This window comes from Rahnella sp. PD12R, assembly GCF_019200965.1.
GTDB lineage: Bacteria > Pseudomonadota > Gammaproteobacteria > Enterobacterales > Enterobacteriaceae > Rahnella > Rahnella laticis.
Genome location: NZ_JAHTMS010000002.1, coordinates 392,915 through 409,248 on the forward strand (window position 1 = coordinate 392,915; position 16,334 = coordinate 409,248).

General features: G+C 56.1%; 16 protein-coding genes and 1 tRNA gene. 13 read left to right on the forward strand and 4 right to left on the reverse strand.

The annotated features are described in order from the left end of the window. Positions 1 to 204: 204 nt before the first annotated feature. Both KWG64_RS05750 and KWG64_RS05755 read left to right on the forward strand, forming a co-directional pair. Positions 205 to 2,271 carry a carbon starvation CstA family protein gene (locus KWG64_RS05750; RefSeq protein ID WP_218521210.1) on the forward strand — a complete coding sequence of 689 codons (2,067 nt, stop codon included), beginning with the start codon at positions 205 to 207 and terminating at the stop codon, positions 2,269 to 2,271. Continuing rightward, positions 2,264 to 2,569 (forward strand): YbdD/YjiX family protein, encoded by a 306-nt coding sequence (locus KWG64_RS05755; RefSeq protein WP_195812634.1) that lies wholly within the window; start codon positions 2,264 to 2,266, stop codon positions 2,567 to 2,569. The genes KWG64_RS05750 and KWG64_RS05755 overlap by 8 nt, the downstream gene beginning before the upstream one ends. 53 nt (positions 2,570 to 2,622) lie before the next feature. Here KWG64_RS05755 and nac read toward each other — a convergent pair whose 3' ends face one another. The 3 genes from nac to KWG64_RS05770 all read right to left on the reverse strand — a co-directional run bounded on the left by nac (position 2,623) and on the right by KWG64_RS05770 (position 5,602). Further along, complete coding sequence (nac, locus tag KWG64_RS05760; protein ID WP_195812635.1) at positions 2,623 to 3,549, reverse strand: nitrogen assimilation transcriptional regulator NAC; 927 nt, start codon at positions 3,547 to 3,549, stop codon at positions 2,623 to 2,625. A gap of 318 nt (positions 3,550 to 3,867) precedes the next feature. Further along, positions 3,868 to 4,653 (reverse strand): SDR family oxidoreductase, encoded by a 786-nt coding sequence (locus KWG64_RS05765; protein WP_218521211.1) that lies wholly within the window; start codon positions 4,651 to 4,653, stop codon positions 3,868 to 3,870. 49 nt (positions 4,654 to 4,702) lie between these two features. Continuing rightward, positions 4,703 to 5,602 (reverse strand): GntR family transcriptional regulator, encoded by a 900-nt coding sequence (locus tag KWG64_RS05770; RefSeq protein ID WP_218521212.1) that lies wholly within the window; start codon positions 5,600 to 5,602, stop codon positions 4,703 to 4,705. Positions 5,603 to 5,794: 192 nt separating this feature from the next. Here KWG64_RS05770 and KWG64_RS05775 point away from each other — a divergent pair, with 192 nt between their 5' ends. The 9 genes from KWG64_RS05775 to KWG64_RS05815 all read left to right on the forward strand — a co-directional run bounded on the left by KWG64_RS05775 (position 5,795) and on the right by KWG64_RS05815 (position 13,501). Then, positions 5,795 to 6,613 carry an ABC transporter substrate-binding protein gene (locus KWG64_RS05775; protein ID WP_218521213.1) on the forward strand — a complete coding sequence of 273 codons (819 nt, stop codon included), beginning with the start codon at positions 5,795 to 5,797 and terminating at the stop codon, positions 6,611 to 6,613. Positions 6,614 to 6,662: 49 nt separating this feature from the next. Next, positions 6,663 to 7,376: an amino acid ABC transporter permease gene (locus KWG64_RS05780; protein WP_101078755.1), complete on the forward strand. Its 714-nt coding sequence runs from the start codon at positions 6,663 to 6,665 to the stop codon at positions 7,374 to 7,376. A gap of 10 nt (positions 7,377 to 7,386) precedes the next feature. Continuing rightward, positions 7,387 to 8,130, forward strand: coding sequence for an amino acid ABC transporter ATP-binding protein (locus KWG64_RS05785; RefSeq protein ID WP_152326870.1), 744 nt, complete (start codon positions 7,387 to 7,389; stop codon positions 8,128 to 8,130). A gap of 82 nt (positions 8,131 to 8,212) precedes the next feature. Then, entirely contained in the window at positions 8,213 to 9,376 is a 1,164-nt protein-coding gene (locus tag KWG64_RS05790) for a M20 family metallopeptidase (RefSeq protein WP_218521214.1), read from the forward strand. A gap of 10 nt (positions 9,377 to 9,386) precedes the next feature. Beyond that, complete coding sequence (locus KWG64_RS05795; protein WP_218521215.1) at positions 9,387 to 10,484, forward strand: mandelate racemase/muconate lactonizing enzyme family protein; 1,098 nt, start codon at positions 9,387 to 9,389, stop codon at positions 10,482 to 10,484. Then, positions 10,481 to 11,671 (forward strand): Xaa-Pro peptidase family protein, encoded by a 1,191-nt coding sequence (locus KWG64_RS05800; RefSeq protein ID WP_229893159.1) that lies wholly within the window; start codon positions 10,481 to 10,483, stop codon positions 11,669 to 11,671. Before KWG64_RS05795 ends, KWG64_RS05800 begins: the two co-directional genes overlap by 4 nt. Positions 11,672 to 11,707: 36 nt before the next feature. Continuing rightward, positions 11,708 to 12,628: a dihydrodipicolinate synthase family protein gene (locus KWG64_RS05805; protein ID WP_218521216.1), complete on the forward strand. Its 921-nt coding sequence runs from the start codon at positions 11,708 to 11,710 to the stop codon at positions 12,626 to 12,628. A gap of 220 nt (positions 12,629 to 12,848) precedes the next feature. Continuing rightward, positions 12,849 to 13,082 carry a type II toxin-antitoxin system VapB family antitoxin gene (vapB, locus tag KWG64_RS05810; RefSeq protein ID WP_152326865.1) on the forward strand — a complete coding sequence of 78 codons (234 nt, stop codon included), beginning with the start codon at positions 12,849 to 12,851 and terminating at the stop codon, positions 13,080 to 13,082. Further along, entirely contained in the window at positions 13,082 to 13,501 is a 420-nt protein-coding gene (locus KWG64_RS05815) for a type II toxin-antitoxin system VapC family toxin (RefSeq protein WP_218521217.1), read from the forward strand. The genes vapB and KWG64_RS05815 overlap by 1 nt, the downstream gene beginning before the upstream one ends. Here KWG64_RS05815 and KWG64_RS05820 read toward each other — a convergent pair. Further along, positions 13,487 to 14,689 carry a gamma-glutamyl-gamma-aminobutyrate hydrolase family protein gene (locus KWG64_RS05820; protein WP_218521218.1) on the reverse strand — a complete coding sequence of 401 codons (1,203 nt, stop codon included), beginning with the start codon at positions 14,687 to 14,689 and terminating at the stop codon, positions 13,487 to 13,489. The two genes, KWG64_RS05815 and KWG64_RS05820, sit on opposite strands and share 15 nt — an antisense overlap. 204 nt (positions 14,690 to 14,893) lie before the next feature. Here KWG64_RS05820 and KWG64_RS05825 point away from each other — a divergent pair, with 204 nt between their 5' ends. Together KWG64_RS05825 and KWG64_RS05830 are read left to right on the forward strand one after the other, a co-directional pair. Further along, the gene (locus KWG64_RS05825; protein WP_218521219.1) at positions 14,894 to 16,102 is read left to right on the forward strand and encodes a pyridoxal phosphate-dependent aminotransferase; all 1,209 of its coding nucleotides are present in this window, start codon (positions 14,894 to 14,896) and stop codon (positions 16,100 to 16,102) included. 150 nt (positions 16,103 to 16,252) lie between these two features. Next, positions 16,253 to 16,328 (forward strand) — tRNA-Asn (locus tag KWG64_RS05830). Positions 16,329 to 16,334 lie beyond the last annotated feature (6 nt).

Sequence of the window (16,334 nt, forward strand, 5' to 3'; positions counted from 1 at the left end):
ACCAGTCTTCCCGTCGCAAAGCGTCAACCGCATCACATTTTCATCTTTAACTTCATACTTTCCTTTTTAAAAACACTATTTTTACCCAGTAATTTAACAAAGTCGCAACGCGCACTTCGCCGTCCGACCCATACCTCTCATTCTCATACTCTATAGAAAAAATGGCCAGCCTCGTGCCGGACCACTGACAAGGAGTTGCATATCATGAAAAGCGTCAAGTCCGGGATAACCTGGCTGGTGGTGGCGTTAATCGGCGCCTTCGCCTTCGGGATGCTGGCTTTAAGCCGCGGAGAACACGTCAACGCCCTGTGGCTGGTGGTGGCCGCCATTGCCTGCTACAGCATTGCCTACCGTTTCTACAGTCTGTTTATTGCTGAAAAAGTTTTTGAACTCGATGACAATCGCATGACGCCGGCCGAGCGTCATAATGACGGGCTGGATTATGTCCCGACCAATAAATGGGTTTTATTTGGCCACCATTTTGCCGCGATTGCGGGTGCAGGTCCGCTGGTCGGGCCGATTCTCGCCGCACAAATGGGCTTTCTGCCGGGTACCATCTGGATTTTGGTCGGTGTGATGCTCGCCGGTGCCGTACAAGACTTCCTGATCCTGTTCATTTCGACCCGCCGTGACGGCCGCTCTCTGGGTGAAATGGCGAAGCAGGAACTGGGCAGTTTTGCCGGAGTTGTGACCATGCTAGGCGCGTTGGGCGTCATGATCATTATTCTGTCTGCGCTGGCATTAGTGGTAGTGAAAGCGCTGGCCGACAGCCCGTGGGGCTTGTTCACGATTGCTGCCACGATCCCGATCGCCCTGTTTATGGGGATTTACATGCGTTTTCTGCGTCCCGGAAAAATTGCCGAAGTGTCGGTGATTGGGTTCGCGCTGATGATGCTGGCGATTGTTTACGGCGGAAATGTCGCAGCGGACCCGGTCTGGGGCCCGTTTTTTACTCTGCACGGCACAACGCTGACCTGGGTTCTGGTGATTTACGGCTTTATCGCTTCAGTTCTGCCGGTCTGGCTGTTGCTGGCGCCGCGTGATTATCTCTCAACGTTTCTGAAAATCGGCGTAATCATTGGTCTGGCGGTGGGTATCGTCTTCGCCATGCCGGAGATGAAAATGCCCGCGGTTTCGCGGTTCATCGATGGCACCGGCCCGGTCTTCTCCGGCAGCCTGTTCCCGTTCCTGTTTATTACCATTGCCTGCGGCTCAATCTCAGGTTTCCACGCGCTGGTTTCCAGTGGTACAACACCCAAACTGGTCGAGCGCGAAAGTCATATCCGCTTCATCGGTTATGGCGCAATGCTGATGGAATCTTTTGTCGCCATCATGGCGCTGATTTGCGCGTCAGTGATCGACCCGGGCGTCTACTTCGCAATGAACTCCCCGGCGGCGCTGATCGGGACAACCGTCGAAAACGCCTCTCAGGTGATCAACGGCTGGGGCTTTGTAATCACCCCTGAAATTCTGACGCAAATAGCCAAAGACGTGGGCGAGAATTCCATTCTCTCCCGTGCGGGTGGCGCGCCGACTTTCGCCGTCGGGATGGCGCACATTATTACCGACGTTTTCAACAGCCGCGCCATGATGGCGTTCTGGTATCACTTCGCCATTTTGTTTGAAGCATTATTTATTCTGACGGCCGTGGATGCTGGTACCCGTGCCTGCCGCTTCATGGTGCAGGATCTGGTTGGCGTAGCAGTTCCTTCGCTGGCGAATAACCGGTCGTGGGTGGGGACGATTGCAGGGACAACAGTCGCCGTAGCGGGCTGGGGTTTCTTCGTTTATCAGGGCGTGGTCGATCCATTAGGCGGCATCAATACTTTGTGGCCATTATTCGGCATCGGTAACCAGATGCTGGCTTCCATGGCGCTGATTCTGGGTACTGTGGTGCTGTTCAAAATGAAAAAACAGCGCTACGCGTGGGTCACAATTTTGCCGACTGTCTGGCTGTTTATTACCTCTATGACCGCAGGCTGGCAGAAGATTTTCCACGAGAAACCCTCTATCGGATTCCTGGCACAGGCGAAAAAATTCAATGCCGGGATCGAAAGCGGGGAAATCATCAAACCGGCTAAAACCCTGGCTGATATGCACACCATCGTGCTGAATAATCAGATTAACGCCATTCTGTGCGGGTTCTTTATGCTGGTGGCGGTCACTATGCTGATTTCAGCGTTCTTCGTGATCCGCCGTGCGCTAAATTCTGCCACACCAACGGTACACGAAACGGCTGTTGTGCAACGTCGTGAGGCGCGCCATGTCTGAGTCACGTTCGTTATTTAAAACGCCCCGGCTTACCGCGTTCCATATCATCCGCTGCCGTCCGCTGTTCATTGTCGAGCCGAAACCGCACAACATCGCCGGGTGGCTGAGACTGGCCGTTAAGCGGACGGCGCAAAGTTTCAGGCTGATGGTAGGGGTTCAGGATTACAGGAACTACGTGGCACATATGCAGGTGAGGCACCCGGAAATGGCCCCCATGACTGAGCGGGAGTTTCACCGCCGGTGTCTGGAGGCGCGGTTCCCGAGTGAAGGCGGGAAGATGGGCAAGTGCCCGTGTTAAACACTGAAAAATACCTCCCCTTGTAAAAGGGGAGGACGTCTTTACAACCGCAGTCAGCTTGCCGCCAGCAGCGGTTCGCGTTCTGACGTGGCCTGCTCAAAGACCAGCGACAGCAAGATTTTCTTCACCGCCGCCGCTTCCTGCGACAAGGCCAGCGTTTCTGAAACACACAGTGAAAGCGGAACCTGAATCGCCGGGCTGCTGATGCACGACATCCACGCTTTGGCCGGGCCCGTCATGGCGCGGGCGGCGGATTCCGGCAAAATGGTGGCGCCCAGACCGCTGGCAACTGCCGCCGTCAGCGTGGCGGAGGACTCGATTTCACCGATAATATTGGCCGTCAGGCGGCGAACCGCCATGGCATCGTCAACCAGACGGCGCATCACGTTGTAGGAACGCGGCATGAACAGGTTGAGTTTCGCGACATCACACAGCTCGACATATTTTCCCGGATTGGGCACGGCATGCGTCCCGACCAGATACAAATCTTCTTTCATCAGCGGCTGGCTGCTCAGCCCGACATCGTTATTTGTGCCGTACAACACCGCCATATCCATACGGCCGTTGAGCACTAAATCCCCGAGCGCCGTGCCGAAATTTTCGTTGAGATACAACAAAATGCCCGGATGTTGTTTACGCACGGCCTGCAATAACGGCAACGCCAGCTGGGAAGCCGCAGTGCCCGGCGCAAGCCCGACGGACACCTGCCCGCTCAGCGACTGACCCGCGCTGTTCACCGCACCGTGGATCTGATCACACTGACGCAAAATCGCCTGCGCATGTGAATAAAGAATGTTCCCGGCTTCAGTGGGCGTCACGCCGCGCTTGGTGCGAATCAGCAATTGTTGCTGCAATTCCCCTTCCAGCGTCGCCAGTTGCTGGCTCAGTGCCGGTTGTGCGATATGCAGAACATCAGCGGCCTGCGTCAGGCTGCCGATATCGACGATTTTCACGAAGTACTTCAGACGTCTGAGATTCATCTCTGTCTCCATTTGGCCCGGAAAGGGAACACCGTTTGGTAATGATTAGCGTGACTGATAAAAGCAAGATCTGCGCCAATCTCCGTGGGGCAGATGAAATAGCGGCTCGCCGCAGGCTAATGCCACGAAACATAAGAAAAAACGATTGCTGAGACGTTTGAAAAAACCGGCGGGGTAAAAAAAACTTAAGTGAAATAAAACCGAACTGTCCATCGTGGTGCACCAACATAATGCATTCTTATGAACAAGGCTGAAGGATTAGTCAGGTTAATACCGGCAAAAGCCCCCGCAAAACCCCGGGGCCTTTGCCGTAAAAAATCACACCGACGGGATCATTCCGCCGTCAACCCGGATAACAGAACCGGTCACATAAGAAGCCTGCTGGCTGGCGAGAAATGCCGCCACCGCGCCGTATTCTTCCGGTTTGCCGTAACGTTTCGCCGGAATGCCCGCCGCACTTTTCGCCGCCACGTCTTCAACGGAAACACCTTCACGCCCGGCGCGCGCAGCATCCAGCTGCCCCAGACGCCGCGTGGAAATCCGCCCCGGCACCATTACGTTCACCGTAATACCGTCAGCCGCCACTTCAGATGCCAGGGTTTTTGACCAGCCGACCAGCGCCATGCGCAGCGTGTTGGATATCCCGAGATTCGCGATCGGAGCCACAACGCCGGACGAAGTGCTGGTGATAATCCGCCCCCAGCCTGCGTTATGCATATCCGGCAGCACTTTGTCGGTGAGAAGAATCAGCGGGCTGACCAGCGTCGCAAATTGACTTTGCCACAGTTCCGGCGCAACCCCTGCGGCTTTGGTCGGTGGCGGCCCGCCGGAGTTGTTGACCAGAATACCGACCGGCCCGTACGTACGGCGGATTTGCATCAGCACATCGTCAAAACTTTCCGGTGCCGTGAGATCCAGCACCCACGCCTGCGCCGTTCCGCCCTGCCCTTCGATAAGGCTGACCGTTTCCTGCAATGCGGCAAGCGTTCGCCCGCAAACCGCGACCTGAGCGCCTTCCGCTGCCAGCGCAATCGCCATGGCCCGGCCCAGACCGCCGCCCGCGCCGCTGACCAGTGCCACGCGGCCCTGAATCCCAAAATCCATCACTTTTTCCTCTGGTTAACGTACGAAAAATTAAATTTCAATCAAAGGATTACCCAACTTTGCTGACCTTGTTGAGCACCATCTGATAAGCCGATTGCAGGTGGCTGCGCATCATTTCTGCCGCCTCCTCCATCCGCCCTTCCAGCACGGCGTCGATGATGGCGACGTGTTCGCCGCACCATTCGCGCACACGCTGTTTATTGGTGTAACTGCCGAACTCAAGCAGGCGTCGCAGCCGGTTTTGCTGCTGGATCGCCTGTAAAACAAAAATATTGCCGCTGAATTCCGCCAGCATTTCGTGGAACGTGGCGTCCGTTTCGAAAATCTGGCGGCCATCAACGGCGAGAATATCGGGGTGAGTAATCAGATAGATATGCTGCATCCGCAGCCGCCGGAGCGCGCTTTTGTCGGCGTGAAATCCCGCCCCCAGCATCGCACCCGGTTCAATCATCAGGCGGAATCCGTAGCCGTTGCTCAGCGCCACGTCGGTGTTGAGCGTCGGTAAAAATGACCAGCCATGTCCCTTGTTACGGGCGACCAGGCCGTCCTCAGATAACCGGAGCAACGTGCGCGCCAGCACACCGCGGTCGGCTTCATAGCGCTGGGCGATTTCCGTTTGCGTCAGGGAATCCGGCAATTTTCCGGCGATGCGGTCTTTGACCAGCTGCTCGTACAGGTCCTGATCGCTGGTGGCCGGAATATCGATGCTGATGCGCTGAAGTTCATCGAAGGCTTTCAGCAGGAAAAAACCCTGATTGCGGCGCGCTTCGATAATTCCCAATTCACACAGCAATTTCAACGCAGTACGCACCGGTGTGCGGGAAACGCCGAGCATATCGGCTAATTGTTGCTCCCGCAGATGGTGACCTGGCTCAAATTTTGCTTCACGTATCAGGTCAAGGATTTGGTTTGCCAGACGCCTTCCGCTGGCTGTCGTAGTTTGGGTCATGGAATAGCAACACCTGAAAGTATTTGTTGTTTAGGTTTGTACAATATCACAAGCCTTGAGGATGGTGAAGTCTGGTTAAAAAGCCCCCAAATCGTGCAACAAATGCACCAAAAAAGAGCCTTGACTCGCAAATTTAATTGTATTTAATGAGACACAAAGAGCAATCCTGCTCATGGGAAACTGGAGTCTGTCATGTCAAAAAAAGCTTTTTTGCGCCGATATGCCGCCGTCTCTCTGGCCGCAATTTGCCTGAGTGCCCCGCTGTTCAGCCAGGCCGCCGAGCCTGCTCTGGTCAGCAAAGGTCAGCTGACGTACGGCACCGCTGCCACATTCATGCCGTTTGAATTTACGAAAGACGGCAAGCTGACCGGCTTCGATATCGACCTCATCACCGCCTTGTCGAAAAAGCTGGCGCTGACACCGGAACCGATGTCGATGGAATTCAAAGGACTGATCCCGGCGTTGCAGGGCAAACGTCTGGATATCATCAACTCCGCGATGTACATCAACCCGACCCGCTCTGAACAGGTTGATTTCGTGCCTTACCTGAAAATCGGCAGCCGCGTGATTGTGGTGAAAGGCAATCCGGAAAAAATTACTGGCCGCGATTTATCCCTGTGCGGCAAAAACATCGCCGTCACATTGGGCGGTATCGAAGAAAGTCAGGCGCGGGCAGATAACCAGAAATGTCTGGATGCCAAAAAACCGGCGCTCACTGTGCTGACCTTCCCGGCCGCAACCGATTCTGCGGTCGCTGTGGCGCAAAAACGCGCTGACGCCGAATTCCTCTCCACGCCGGGCGCGGTCGCGCTGCTGAGCGAAAAAGCCGACACCTTCGAAGCCGTCGGGGCGGAGTTTGAAACCGACACGCACATTGGTTTTGCGGTGCGTAAAGGTGATGCCGAAATGAAATCCCTGCTGGAAAAAGGCTTACAGGACGTGGTGAAAGACGGCACGTACCAGAAACTCATCACCAAATGGCAGTTCCCGGCTTCAGTGTCCATTTTCTGATGTTGTGAAGTCCGGCCTTAAAGCTTTGCCCTGACGTTGAGGAAAGTTCATGTCGCTTGATCTTGTTTGGCAATACCTGTTCTCACCGGCGTTCTTTCAGGGCGCATTAATGACCTTGTTGTTAACGGTGTGCTCGTTGTTCTTCGGCATTATTGCAGGGCTGATTCTGGCCCTGCTCCAGGAGTCCCGCTTCCGGGCGGGTTCCGTTCTGGCGTTCTTTTATCTGTGGTTGTTTCGCGGCACGCCGGTTCTGTTCCAGATTATTTTTGTCTACAACGTACTGCCGACTTTCGGCCTGCGTTTCTCGGCGTTCACCTGCGCCGTTATGGCGCTCTCCTTAAATGAAGGCGCGTACATGGCTGAAATTCTGCGCTCCGGTTTACAGGCCGTGCGCAGCGGTCAGCGCACCGCCGGGATGGCGCTCGGCATGACCCAAAGTCAGATCATGCGCAAGATTGTGTTGCCGCAGGCCGCGCGCATCGTGCTGCCGCCAATGGGCAACCAGATGATCAGCATGCTGAAATCCAGCGCACTGGTGTCGGTGATTGCCGTGCAGGAGTTACTGCTTATCGCCAACCAGACCGCCAGCGCCAGTTTCCGTTATTTCGAAGCGCTGTGCGCCGCCGGGATTTATTACCTGGTGCTGACGTCCATTTTCATGGTCGGACAGGCCTGGCTGGAACGCTCGCTTGACCCGAAAAAGCGCAAGAAACCTGCGCTGTCTTTGACCGAACGCCTGCTGCGCAGCAGCACGCCAAACTGAGGAGAAGCCCGTGAGTAAATCCAAACCGGTTCTGGAAATCATCGGCGTCGATAAACATTTTGGCCCGCAGCATGTGCTGAAAAACTGCTCCCTGAATGTGGCACAAGGGGAAACCGTGGTGCTGATTGGCCCGTCGGGTTCGGGGAAATCCACCCTTCTGCGCTGCATTAATTTGCTGGAGCCGGTTCAGGGCGGGTCGATTTTCTTTCGCAATAAAGACATCACGCATGCCAGCGTCGAGCCGCACAAACTGCGGCAGGACATCGGCATGGTGTTCCAGAACTATGAACTGTTCTCACACCTGACGGCAGCGGAAAACATCATGCTTGCGCCGATGACCGTGCTCGGCGTCAGCCGCAGCGAGGCCGAAGCGCAGGCGCTGGAACTGCTGGGCAAAGTGCGCATTCCCGACAAAGCAGATTCATTCCCGGACGAACTTTCCGGCGGCCAGCAGCAGCGCGTGGCGATTGCGCGGGCGTTAGCCATGAAGCCAAAACTGATGCTGTTTGATGAGCCTACGTCGGCGCTGGATCCGGAGATGATCCGCGAAGTCCTCGACGTGATGGCCGATCTCAGCGCGGAAGGCATGACCAGCATTGTCGTCACGCATGAAATGGGCTTTGCAAAACGCGCAGCCAACCAAATCGTCTTTATGGAAAACGGCGAGATTATCGAAAACGCGACCGGCGAAAAATTCTTCGGCGGCGACGTCAGCCTTCGGGCACAACGCTTCCTGGATCAGATTTTACATTGATCCTTTTACCCGGAATCACCCCCGTATTGCGCCCTCACCAGGGGCCAGTTTTGCCACAAAAAAGATATTTCAGGAGACACCGATGAGCCTTTCATCGCCCGATATCAGCAGAATGAAACGCGATCTGGCCGCACTGGTCGCGATTAACACCGAAAACCCGCCAGGGCGCGAACGTGAAGCGGCCGAACTCATCAGCCAGATGCTGAGTGAAATCGGCTTCGACATGACGCTCAGCGATTACGCGCCGGGGCGCACCAACGTCATTGGCCGCCTGGAAAACGGTGACGGCCCGTGTTTTGCGTTTAACACGCATATCGATGTGGTGCCCGCCGGAGAAGGCTGGGCACAGGATCCGTTCACGCTGACCGAGCGCGACGGCAAGTTATTTGGCCGCGGAGCCTGCGATGCCAAAGGCCCGCTTGTGGCCATGATTGAAGCCATGCGCTGGCTGGCCGCCAACCGTAACGACTGGAGCGGCACGCTGATGGCGATTTTTGTCGCCGATGAGGAAGTCGCCAGCGAAGGCGCGAAGTTTTATGTCCGCGAAGCACCTGCTCACATTGATTACGTGGTGATTGGCGAACCGACCTCCAACACCACTTATTCCGCGCACAAAGGCAGTTTGCGTCCGCTGGTTCGCGTTCACGGCGTGACCGCGCATTCCGGCACGCCGGAGCTGGGCGAAAACGCCATTTTCCGCGCCGCGCAGTTACTCGGCCTGGTCGAAGAAACCCACGAACACAGCGTGCGCTGCCGCTGCCATCCTCTGGTCGGCAACGCCAGCCTGACCGTGACGCGCATCAGCGGCGGACACGCCGATAACGTGCTGCCGGGTGCCTGCGAATTACTGCTCGACCGCCGCATGGTGCCGGGCGAAGACGAAGACGCGGTAAAACAGGAAATTCAGGATTTACTGCAACTGGCTCACGACAAATTCGGCGTGCGCAGCGAAATCATCACCTTTAAACCAACCACCGGCGGCGCGACCGAAACCGATTCTGAAGACCCGATTGTGCTGGCGGGCGTTGAAGCCTGCGCCGCGCAGGGCAACCCGGAACCCGGACCGTTCGGTTTTCAGGGCGGCTGCGATCTGGTGCATTTTCGCAGTCTCGGCACGAAGGGCATCATTATCGGCCCCGGTTCGCTGGCGGTGGCGCATAAGCCTGATGAATTTATCCCGATCGACGAATTCATTGCGGGCAGCAAAATCTACTGCGACGTTGCGCTGAAAATGCTCAAACGCTGAGGAGCCGCCGGTGAAAGCCACTTTGTATCGCGCCGATTTACGCTACCCGCACCTGCAACTGCACACCGCGTCATCCGGCACCATTACCGGGCTGGATACGTTGTATCTGTTGCTGGAGGAGAAGAATTTTAACGGCATCGGTGAAGTGCGTATCAACATTGCTTATCTCAACGGCTACAGCGCTGAACTGGTATTAAGTGATGTGATCCGCGCCCTGCGCATGCTGGATCTCAGCCAGCCTGCCAGTACGTTGTTGCTGAATCTTCCGGCGCTTTTAGCCGATTTTCTGGCACCGACGCGGATGCTGATAGACATCGCGCTGCATGACCTGATTGCACGCCAGAACGGGCTCAGCGTGGCAGAACTGGCGGGCGCAGAAAATGCCGAAACGGTGAGTTACCACACCAACCAGACGCTGTTTTGGACGCCGATGGATGAAATGCTCGAACAGGCCACGGCGTATGTCGAACGGGGTTTTACGCAGCTGAAACTGCGCGTCGGCGTCGCATCCTTTGCCGAAGACGAAGCCCGGCTCAGCGCCCTGCGGCGGCGTTTCGGCCATGAAATCCGTTTATCGGCGGACGCTAACGGCCAGTGGCAGCCGGAAGAAGCGCGCAGTCATCTGCTGGCGCTGGCGAAATTCGAGATGAGCTACCTCGAACAGCCGGTTTCCGATGCCAACGCGCACTTTTATCCGGTACTGGCCGCCGCCAGCCCGGTGCCGCTGATGCTCGATGAAAGCATGAGCAGTGAGGCTGATTTAGAACGCATTTTGCAGCTTGAAGGCAAAATTATGGCGCACCTGAAACTGGTCAAAATGGGCGGCATTGCCCCCACACTGGCCGCCGCCAAACGGCTGACCGCCGCCGGTGTGCCGTTCATGATCGGTCAGATGAATGAGGGAGGCGCCGCGACCGCCGCTGCCCTGCACGTCGCCCGCGCCAGCCAGCCGCGTTATGCCGAACTTTACGGTGCCGACGGGCTGGGCAACGACCCGGTTCACGGCCTTTCCTATCACCAGGGGATGCTCAGCAGCCCGTCCGGCGCAGGGCTGGGCATCAGCTTCACCCCTTCTCAGACAGAATTTATTCAGGAGTTTGCACAATGAAAGCACAGTCAGTTTCCCTGCCAGACCTTGGCAGCGTCGTTCCCGGCGCGGAATCCGCGTTTCGCGAAGAAGAGTATCAGCAGCGCATTGCGCGGGCGCGTCAGTTACTGGTGAAAGCCGGTCTGGACGTCATGGTTATCACCGGCCCGGAAAACATTTTTTATCTGACCGGCCAGCAGACGCCGGGCTATTACACCTTCCAGACGCTGGTGTTGCCGGTGGAAGGCGATCCGGTATTTGTTATCCGCCAGCTGGAGTATTTCAACTTCATCTCCAACACCTTTATCCGCGACGCGGCGATTTACACCGACGGCGATAATCCGGTGAATTTCCTGCTCGACATGCTGAAAGCGCGTGGCTGGATGAAGAGCCGGATTGGCATCGACAAACGCGGCTGGTTCCTGCCGGTTGCGGTTTATGAAGCCTTACAGGCTGAGATTGGCACAATCCACGACGCCGCTGGCGTTATCGAACAGTTGCGGGCAGTGAAATCCGCCGCCGAACTGGAAAAAATGGCGCATGCGGCCCGTTACGTTGATGCCGGAATGCTTGCCGGACGCGCAGCCATTGCCGCAGGAGCCACTGAAAACGATCTGGTTTCTGCCATGATGGGCGCGGCCATTGCCGCCGGTTCCGAATACATGGGCATGGAACCGCTGGTGTCCACCGGCCCGCGCACCGGCGTGCCACACGGAACCTGGCGTCGCCGTAAGATCCTCGACAACGACCCGATTTTCCTCGAAATGGCCGCCACGCATGACCGCTATCACGCGGCTCTAATGCGTTCCGCGTGGCTCGGCAAACCGCCCGCGGTTGCACTGGAAATGGAAAAAGTGTGTCAGGAAGCGCTGCAAGCCGCACTCGACGCCATCCGCCCGGGTGCCACCTGCGAAGCGCCGCATCTGGCCTGTCAGGCCGTGATTGACCGCGCCGGTTACACCGATAATTTTAAGAAACGCACCGGTTATTCCATCGGCATTTCGTTCGCACCTGACTGGGGCGAAGGCGCCATCCTCAGCCTCTACAGCGGCATTACCACCGAATTACAGCCGGGCATGACCTTCCACATTCCACCCGCACTGCGTATTTACGGCGAATTTACCGTGGGCGTCAGCGAAACAATTGTCGTGACCGAAACCGGTTATCGCGCGCTGGGCACAGTTGACCGCCCGTTGTATTTACTCTGATTTTGCCAACCGCTTCGTTTTACAGGAATTGAATAAATGAAAGACATCAGTGAAAGTCAGGCCCGCCTGAAAGGTATTTTTAACATCACCGTGACGCCGTTTACCGCCAGCGGTGAGTTCGATTTCGCCGGGTTATCGCGCAATATCGAACGCGTTATCGGGCTGGGTTATGACGGTATTTTGATCGGCGGCACTTATGGCGAATTCCCGGCGATGACCGCTGACGAACGCGCCACGTTGTTCCGCCACGTGATGGAAGTGGTCGGCGATCGCGTGCCGGTCATGCTGTGCAGCGCCGGTTCCGACGCCCGCGTGGTGCGCGATTTAACACAACTGGCGGGCGACCTTGGCGGCCTGCCGATGGTGACACCACCGTTTGTTTCTGAAGTCACCGACGCGCAAATCATCAGCTTCTTCAAACAGATGGCACCGCTGTCACGCACCGGGATTCTGGTGTACAACGCGCCGGGCATTGGCATCACGTTGCCGCCGGTCGTTCTGGAACAACTGGCAGATATCGAGGGCGTTGTCGGCATCAAACAGGGCGATCTGAACCCGACGGCGATAGACCAGATTGCCAACCGGCTGGGCGGACGTCTGCGTCTGTTCTGCGCCTCAGACCTGGCGTTTTTAGGCCCGATGATGTGCGGTTTCGACGGCATCAGCACCACCAACAGCGGCGCGTTGCCGGAAATTATTCTGGCGACGTACCGCGCGCTGGAAAGCGGCGATGCAAACACCGCCCGCGAACTTCACCGCCTGTGGTATCCGTACCGCGCCCTCGCCCGCCGTTACGGCCAGCCGCAGCTGGTGAAAGCTGCCATGAACCTGCGCGGCTTCGACGGCCACCATGTTCGCGCGCCGCTGATTGACCTGGAACCCGGCATCATCAGTCTGGTTGAGCAGGAATTGCAGCGTCTGGCGGCAGACCCGCGTTCCGGCGTCACACTGAAGTAACCCCGTTTTCCAGAGGCTCCCCGTAAATATTGCGGGGATTTTCTTTTGTTGCAGCTTTTTCCCCGAGCCATCCCGCAAAATCCAACATCCGCTAATTTCTTTCGTTGTCTTTCACATTCCGCGTATATACCTTTGCACTATATTTTTCAGGCGCGTAAACTTTAGCCAGAATTTGTCGGGCTATTTGCCGGGCTAAGGTCACGTAACTGGAGAAAGCACCATGTCAAAAGGGTCAGTATTTTTAAATAACCGGACGCAAAGCGTTCGTATTCCGGCAGAGTGCCGTTTTCCTGATGAGGTAAAGACTGTGACGATAAGAAAGGTAGGGAACTCGCTGGTACTCACACCGGCTGAAAGCACATGGGATAATTTCTTCCACAGCGACCTCAGCGTTTCCGCTGATTTCATGGAAGAACGCGGCTCTCAACACCAGACGGATCGGGATACGTTTTAATGCTGACTTACCTGCTGGATACCAATATTGTCATTTATATCCTGAAGCGGCGTCCGATGAGCGTGCTGGCAAAATTCAATCAGCACGCCGATCACATGGCGATCTCCATGGTGACCTATGCGGAGTTACTGCACGGCGTAGAGAAAAGCGCCAGCCCGCAAACAAATAGAAAGGTGATTGAGGACTTCGTCTCTCATTTGCACATTGTCGATTACGACCAGAAAGCCGCCGCGCATTACGGGCATATCCGCGCCATGCTTGAAAAAAGCGGCAGCCCGGTCGGCGTAAACGACATGCATATTGCCGCACAGGCCCGCAGCGCCGGCATGGTCATGGTGACCAACAACCTGAGAGAATTCTCACGCATCGACGGCTTGCTCATGGAGAACTGGGCCGGTCCGGTGTTAACTGCGCTTTAACGCTGCCGCTTTCAAAAACGCCGTCAGCAACGGATGCGGTTTTATGCGCAGTGACGACAGCTCAGGATGCCCCTGAACGCCCAGATAAAAAGGGTGTTGCGGGAATTCAATGCCGTCTGCTATCTGCCCGGTAAGATCGGTCCCGCTGATGCGCAGCCCGTAAGCTTCCAGCCCGGCTTTCAGCGCCGGCTCAAGATGGAAGCGGTGGTTATAGCGCACGGTAAACGTCTCGCCCAGGATCTCGCGCAATTTGCTGTCGGGCTGCGTCAGCATCGTATGGTTGCCCAGCCGGTGAACCGGAAACGCCGGTGTATTGCTCAGCGGAACAAAGGTTTTAATCTCCGCGTCCGGGTCGGCTTCGGCAAGATTAGCCTGCAAACAGCCGATCATTTTCTGCACGATTGCCGTGGTCATGGTTTGCATTCCGAGACATAACCCGAGGATCGGAATATTGCGGTTCAGCGCGTAATGCGCGGCACTGATTTGCCCGCTGACGTTACACATCGCCGCCCCGCCCGGCAACAAAATGCCGTCCACGTTTTCCATCACTTCATGGAGATGATCTTCCAGCGCCATGGGCGCGGCGTAAACGACATCCAGCGAAAGCGCGAGCGCATCTGCCGCATCACCCAGCGCCGCCAGCGTGGCCGGATAAACGCTGCACTGGTCAGACTGCGCGCCGACCAGCGCAATGCGTAATGTCGTGAGGGTTTGCGGCGGCGTATTTTTGTTTATCCAGCGCCCGTAGTTATCACGCCACCAGCAACCAAGCGATTCATCTTCCATACCGTGGCGGCTGAAGGCATAGCCCTGATTCGAACGCTCCACGTTGATCAGCTCATAATCGAACGCGCTTTCACGCACCTGCCGGGCAATCTGCGTGAACTGAATGAGCTGCATCGGCCCGAGCGGGATAATGACATCCTGCGTGCCATAGGTTTCAAGTAATTCGCCCAGCTCCATCACTTTACCGGCGCTCTGCGGATTGAGCCTCTCGGTCCATAACAACCCGCTGGTCATCAGTTGCCCTTCCCCGATGACGTGCTGGCAGGCATCGGGATACAACGCGACGTCCCAGCTCACCGGCAGATGCGCCAGCGGTAAATGCTTTTGTGCAGCCAGTATTGCCGCCATCGCCCCGTACAAGGAAGGCTCAGGCGTGTCATGCGCAACAAAAATAAAAGCCATAAGAGAACCTTGAAAAATAAAAGGAAAGTTCAGGCAACCCGCTGACCCCAGAGTCAGTTTAGGGATTGCCGTACCATTTCCGCCGGCAAAAAAGCTGCTCTATACGAATAAATTATGAGCAAAGCAAAAAGAAGAATGATAAGTTTAAATTGGTTTTAATGATTCACATAATACAATTTTGTTATTGTTCAAACAGGGGAAACAATGTCTGCTGACTTTCTAGCACCTCGTTTACGTCGTGTGCGCCCTTCGCCGACGGCGACGATTTCCGACCAGGTCCGCTCGCTGAGCGCGGCGGGCATGGATGTCATAAACCTCGGCGAAGGCGAACTTGATTTCGATACGCCTGCACATATCAGGCAGGCAGGGATCGAAGCGATTGTACAAGGTGACACAAAATACACGGCTGTCGCCGGTACAGCCGCGCTCAAACAGGCCATCATTACTAAGTTTAATCGCGAAAATCAGATAGGCTACCGCGCGGATGAAGTGATTGCGGGCAGTGGTGCCAAGCAGTTGATCTTCAATGCTCTTTTAGCCACAGTTTCTTCGGGCGATGAAGTCATCATACCTGCGCCGTACTGGGTGTCTTACCCGGATATGGTCGCGCTGGCAGAAGGCGAACCGGTCATTGTGCCCTGCCACGAGAAGCATGGCTGGAAATTGCAGCCGGAAGATCTGGCGGCCGCCATCACGCCGAAAACCCGTTGGGTGATCCTCAATTCCCCGAACAACCCGACCGGTGCGGTGTATTGCGCCGCAGAATTACACGCACTGGCCGCCGTTTTGCTCGATCACCCGCACGTACTGGTGATGGCCGACGATATCTATGAGCAAATTTGTTTTGTACCGGGCATTTTTGCCACCCTGGCAAACGTTGAACCGCGCCTGAAAGAGCGCGTTCTGACCGTTAACGGTGTCTCCAAAGGCTATTCAATGACCGGCTGGCGTCTTGGGTATGCCGGCGGCCCCGCGTGGCTGATCTCGGCGATGCAAATTCTGCAATCTCAAAGCACCTCCAACCCGAGCTCAATTTCTCAGGCCGCGACGGTCGCCGCGCTGGAACAGGGCAGCGATTTCATCGCCGGCTGGATAGAAATCCTGCAACGCCGCCGTACGATGATTATGAATTGCGTTAATGCCATCAGCGGGCTCAGCGCGGATACACCGCCGGGCGCTTTTTATGTCTTCGCGAATTGTCAGGGAATGCTGAGTAAAACAACGGCTTCGGGCGATATTCTCCGGACAGACGAAGATTTTGCGGCTTATCTCCTGAAATCCGCCCATGTCGCCACGCTTCAGGGCTCCGCTTTTGGTGCGCCTGGCTATTTGCGCATCGCTTACGCTATTGACGACAGCCGCCTGCAGGAAGCCTGCGAACGGATCACCCGCGCCTGCGCGGAACTGCGTTAACCTTTAAAAGGCCTGTTTGCGTGCAAAAACGGGCCTTTTTGACTCTATTCTCAACAACTTGCCTAAAGTATCAGCAAACGCACGCATTTATGCAGTTTCCCCTTTGACATGCCCACGGCCAGTCGTTATTATTCGCCCCGTTCAAACGATTCCTCTGTAGTTCAGTCGGTAGAACGGCGGACTGTTAATCCGTATGTCACTGGTTCGAGTCCAGTCAGAGGAGCCATATTAG

Coding starts and splice junctions, on each gene's coding strand:
- KWG64_RS05800 (WP_229893159.1), top strand. CDS start 10,481: ATGAAAGCACAGTCAGTTTCCCTGCCAGACCTTGGCAGCGTCGTTCCC.
- KWG64_RS05775 (WP_218521213.1), top strand. CDS start 5,795: ATGTCAAAAAAAGCTTTTTTGCGCCGATATGCCGCCGTCTCTCTGGCC.
- nac (WP_195812635.1), bottom strand. CDS start 3,549: ATGAATCTCAGACGTCTGAAGTACTTCGTGAAAATCGTCGATATCGGC.
- vapB (WP_152326865.1), top strand. CDS start 12,849: ATGTCAAAAGGGTCAGTATTTTTAAATAACCGGACGCAAAGCGTTCGT.
- KWG64_RS05765 (WP_218521211.1), bottom strand. CDS start 4,653: ATGGATTTTGGGATTCAGGGCCGCGTGGCACTGGTCAGCGGCGCGGGC.
- KWG64_RS05770 (WP_218521212.1), bottom strand. CDS start 5,602: ATGACCCAAACTACGACAGCCAGCGGAAGGCGTCTGGCAAACCAAATC.
- KWG64_RS05780 (WP_101078755.1), top strand. CDS start 6,663: ATGTCGCTTGATCTTGTTTGGCAATACCTGTTCTCACCGGCGTTCTTT.
- KWG64_RS05815 (WP_218521217.1), top strand. CDS start 13,082: ATGCTGACTTACCTGCTGGATACCAATATTGTCATTTATATCCTGAAG.
- KWG64_RS05820 (WP_218521218.1), bottom strand. CDS start 14,689: ATGGCTTTTATTTTTGTTGCGCATGACACGCCTGAGCCTTCCTTGTAC.
- KWG64_RS05825 (WP_218521219.1), top strand. CDS start 14,894: ATGTCTGCTGACTTTCTAGCACCTCGTTTACGTCGTGTGCGCCCTTCG.
- KWG64_RS05755 (WP_195812634.1), top strand. CDS start 2,264: ATGTCTGAGTCACGTTCGTTATTTAAAACGCCCCGGCTTACCGCGTTC.
- KWG64_RS05750 (WP_218521210.1), top strand. CDS start 205: ATGAAAAGCGTCAAGTCCGGGATAACCTGGCTGGTGGTGGCGTTAATC.
- KWG64_RS05790 (WP_218521214.1), top strand. CDS start 8,213: ATGAGCCTTTCATCGCCCGATATCAGCAGAATGAAACGCGATCTGGCC.
- KWG64_RS05805 (WP_218521216.1), top strand. CDS start 11,708: ATGAAAGACATCAGTGAAAGTCAGGCCCGCCTGAAAGGTATTTTTAAC.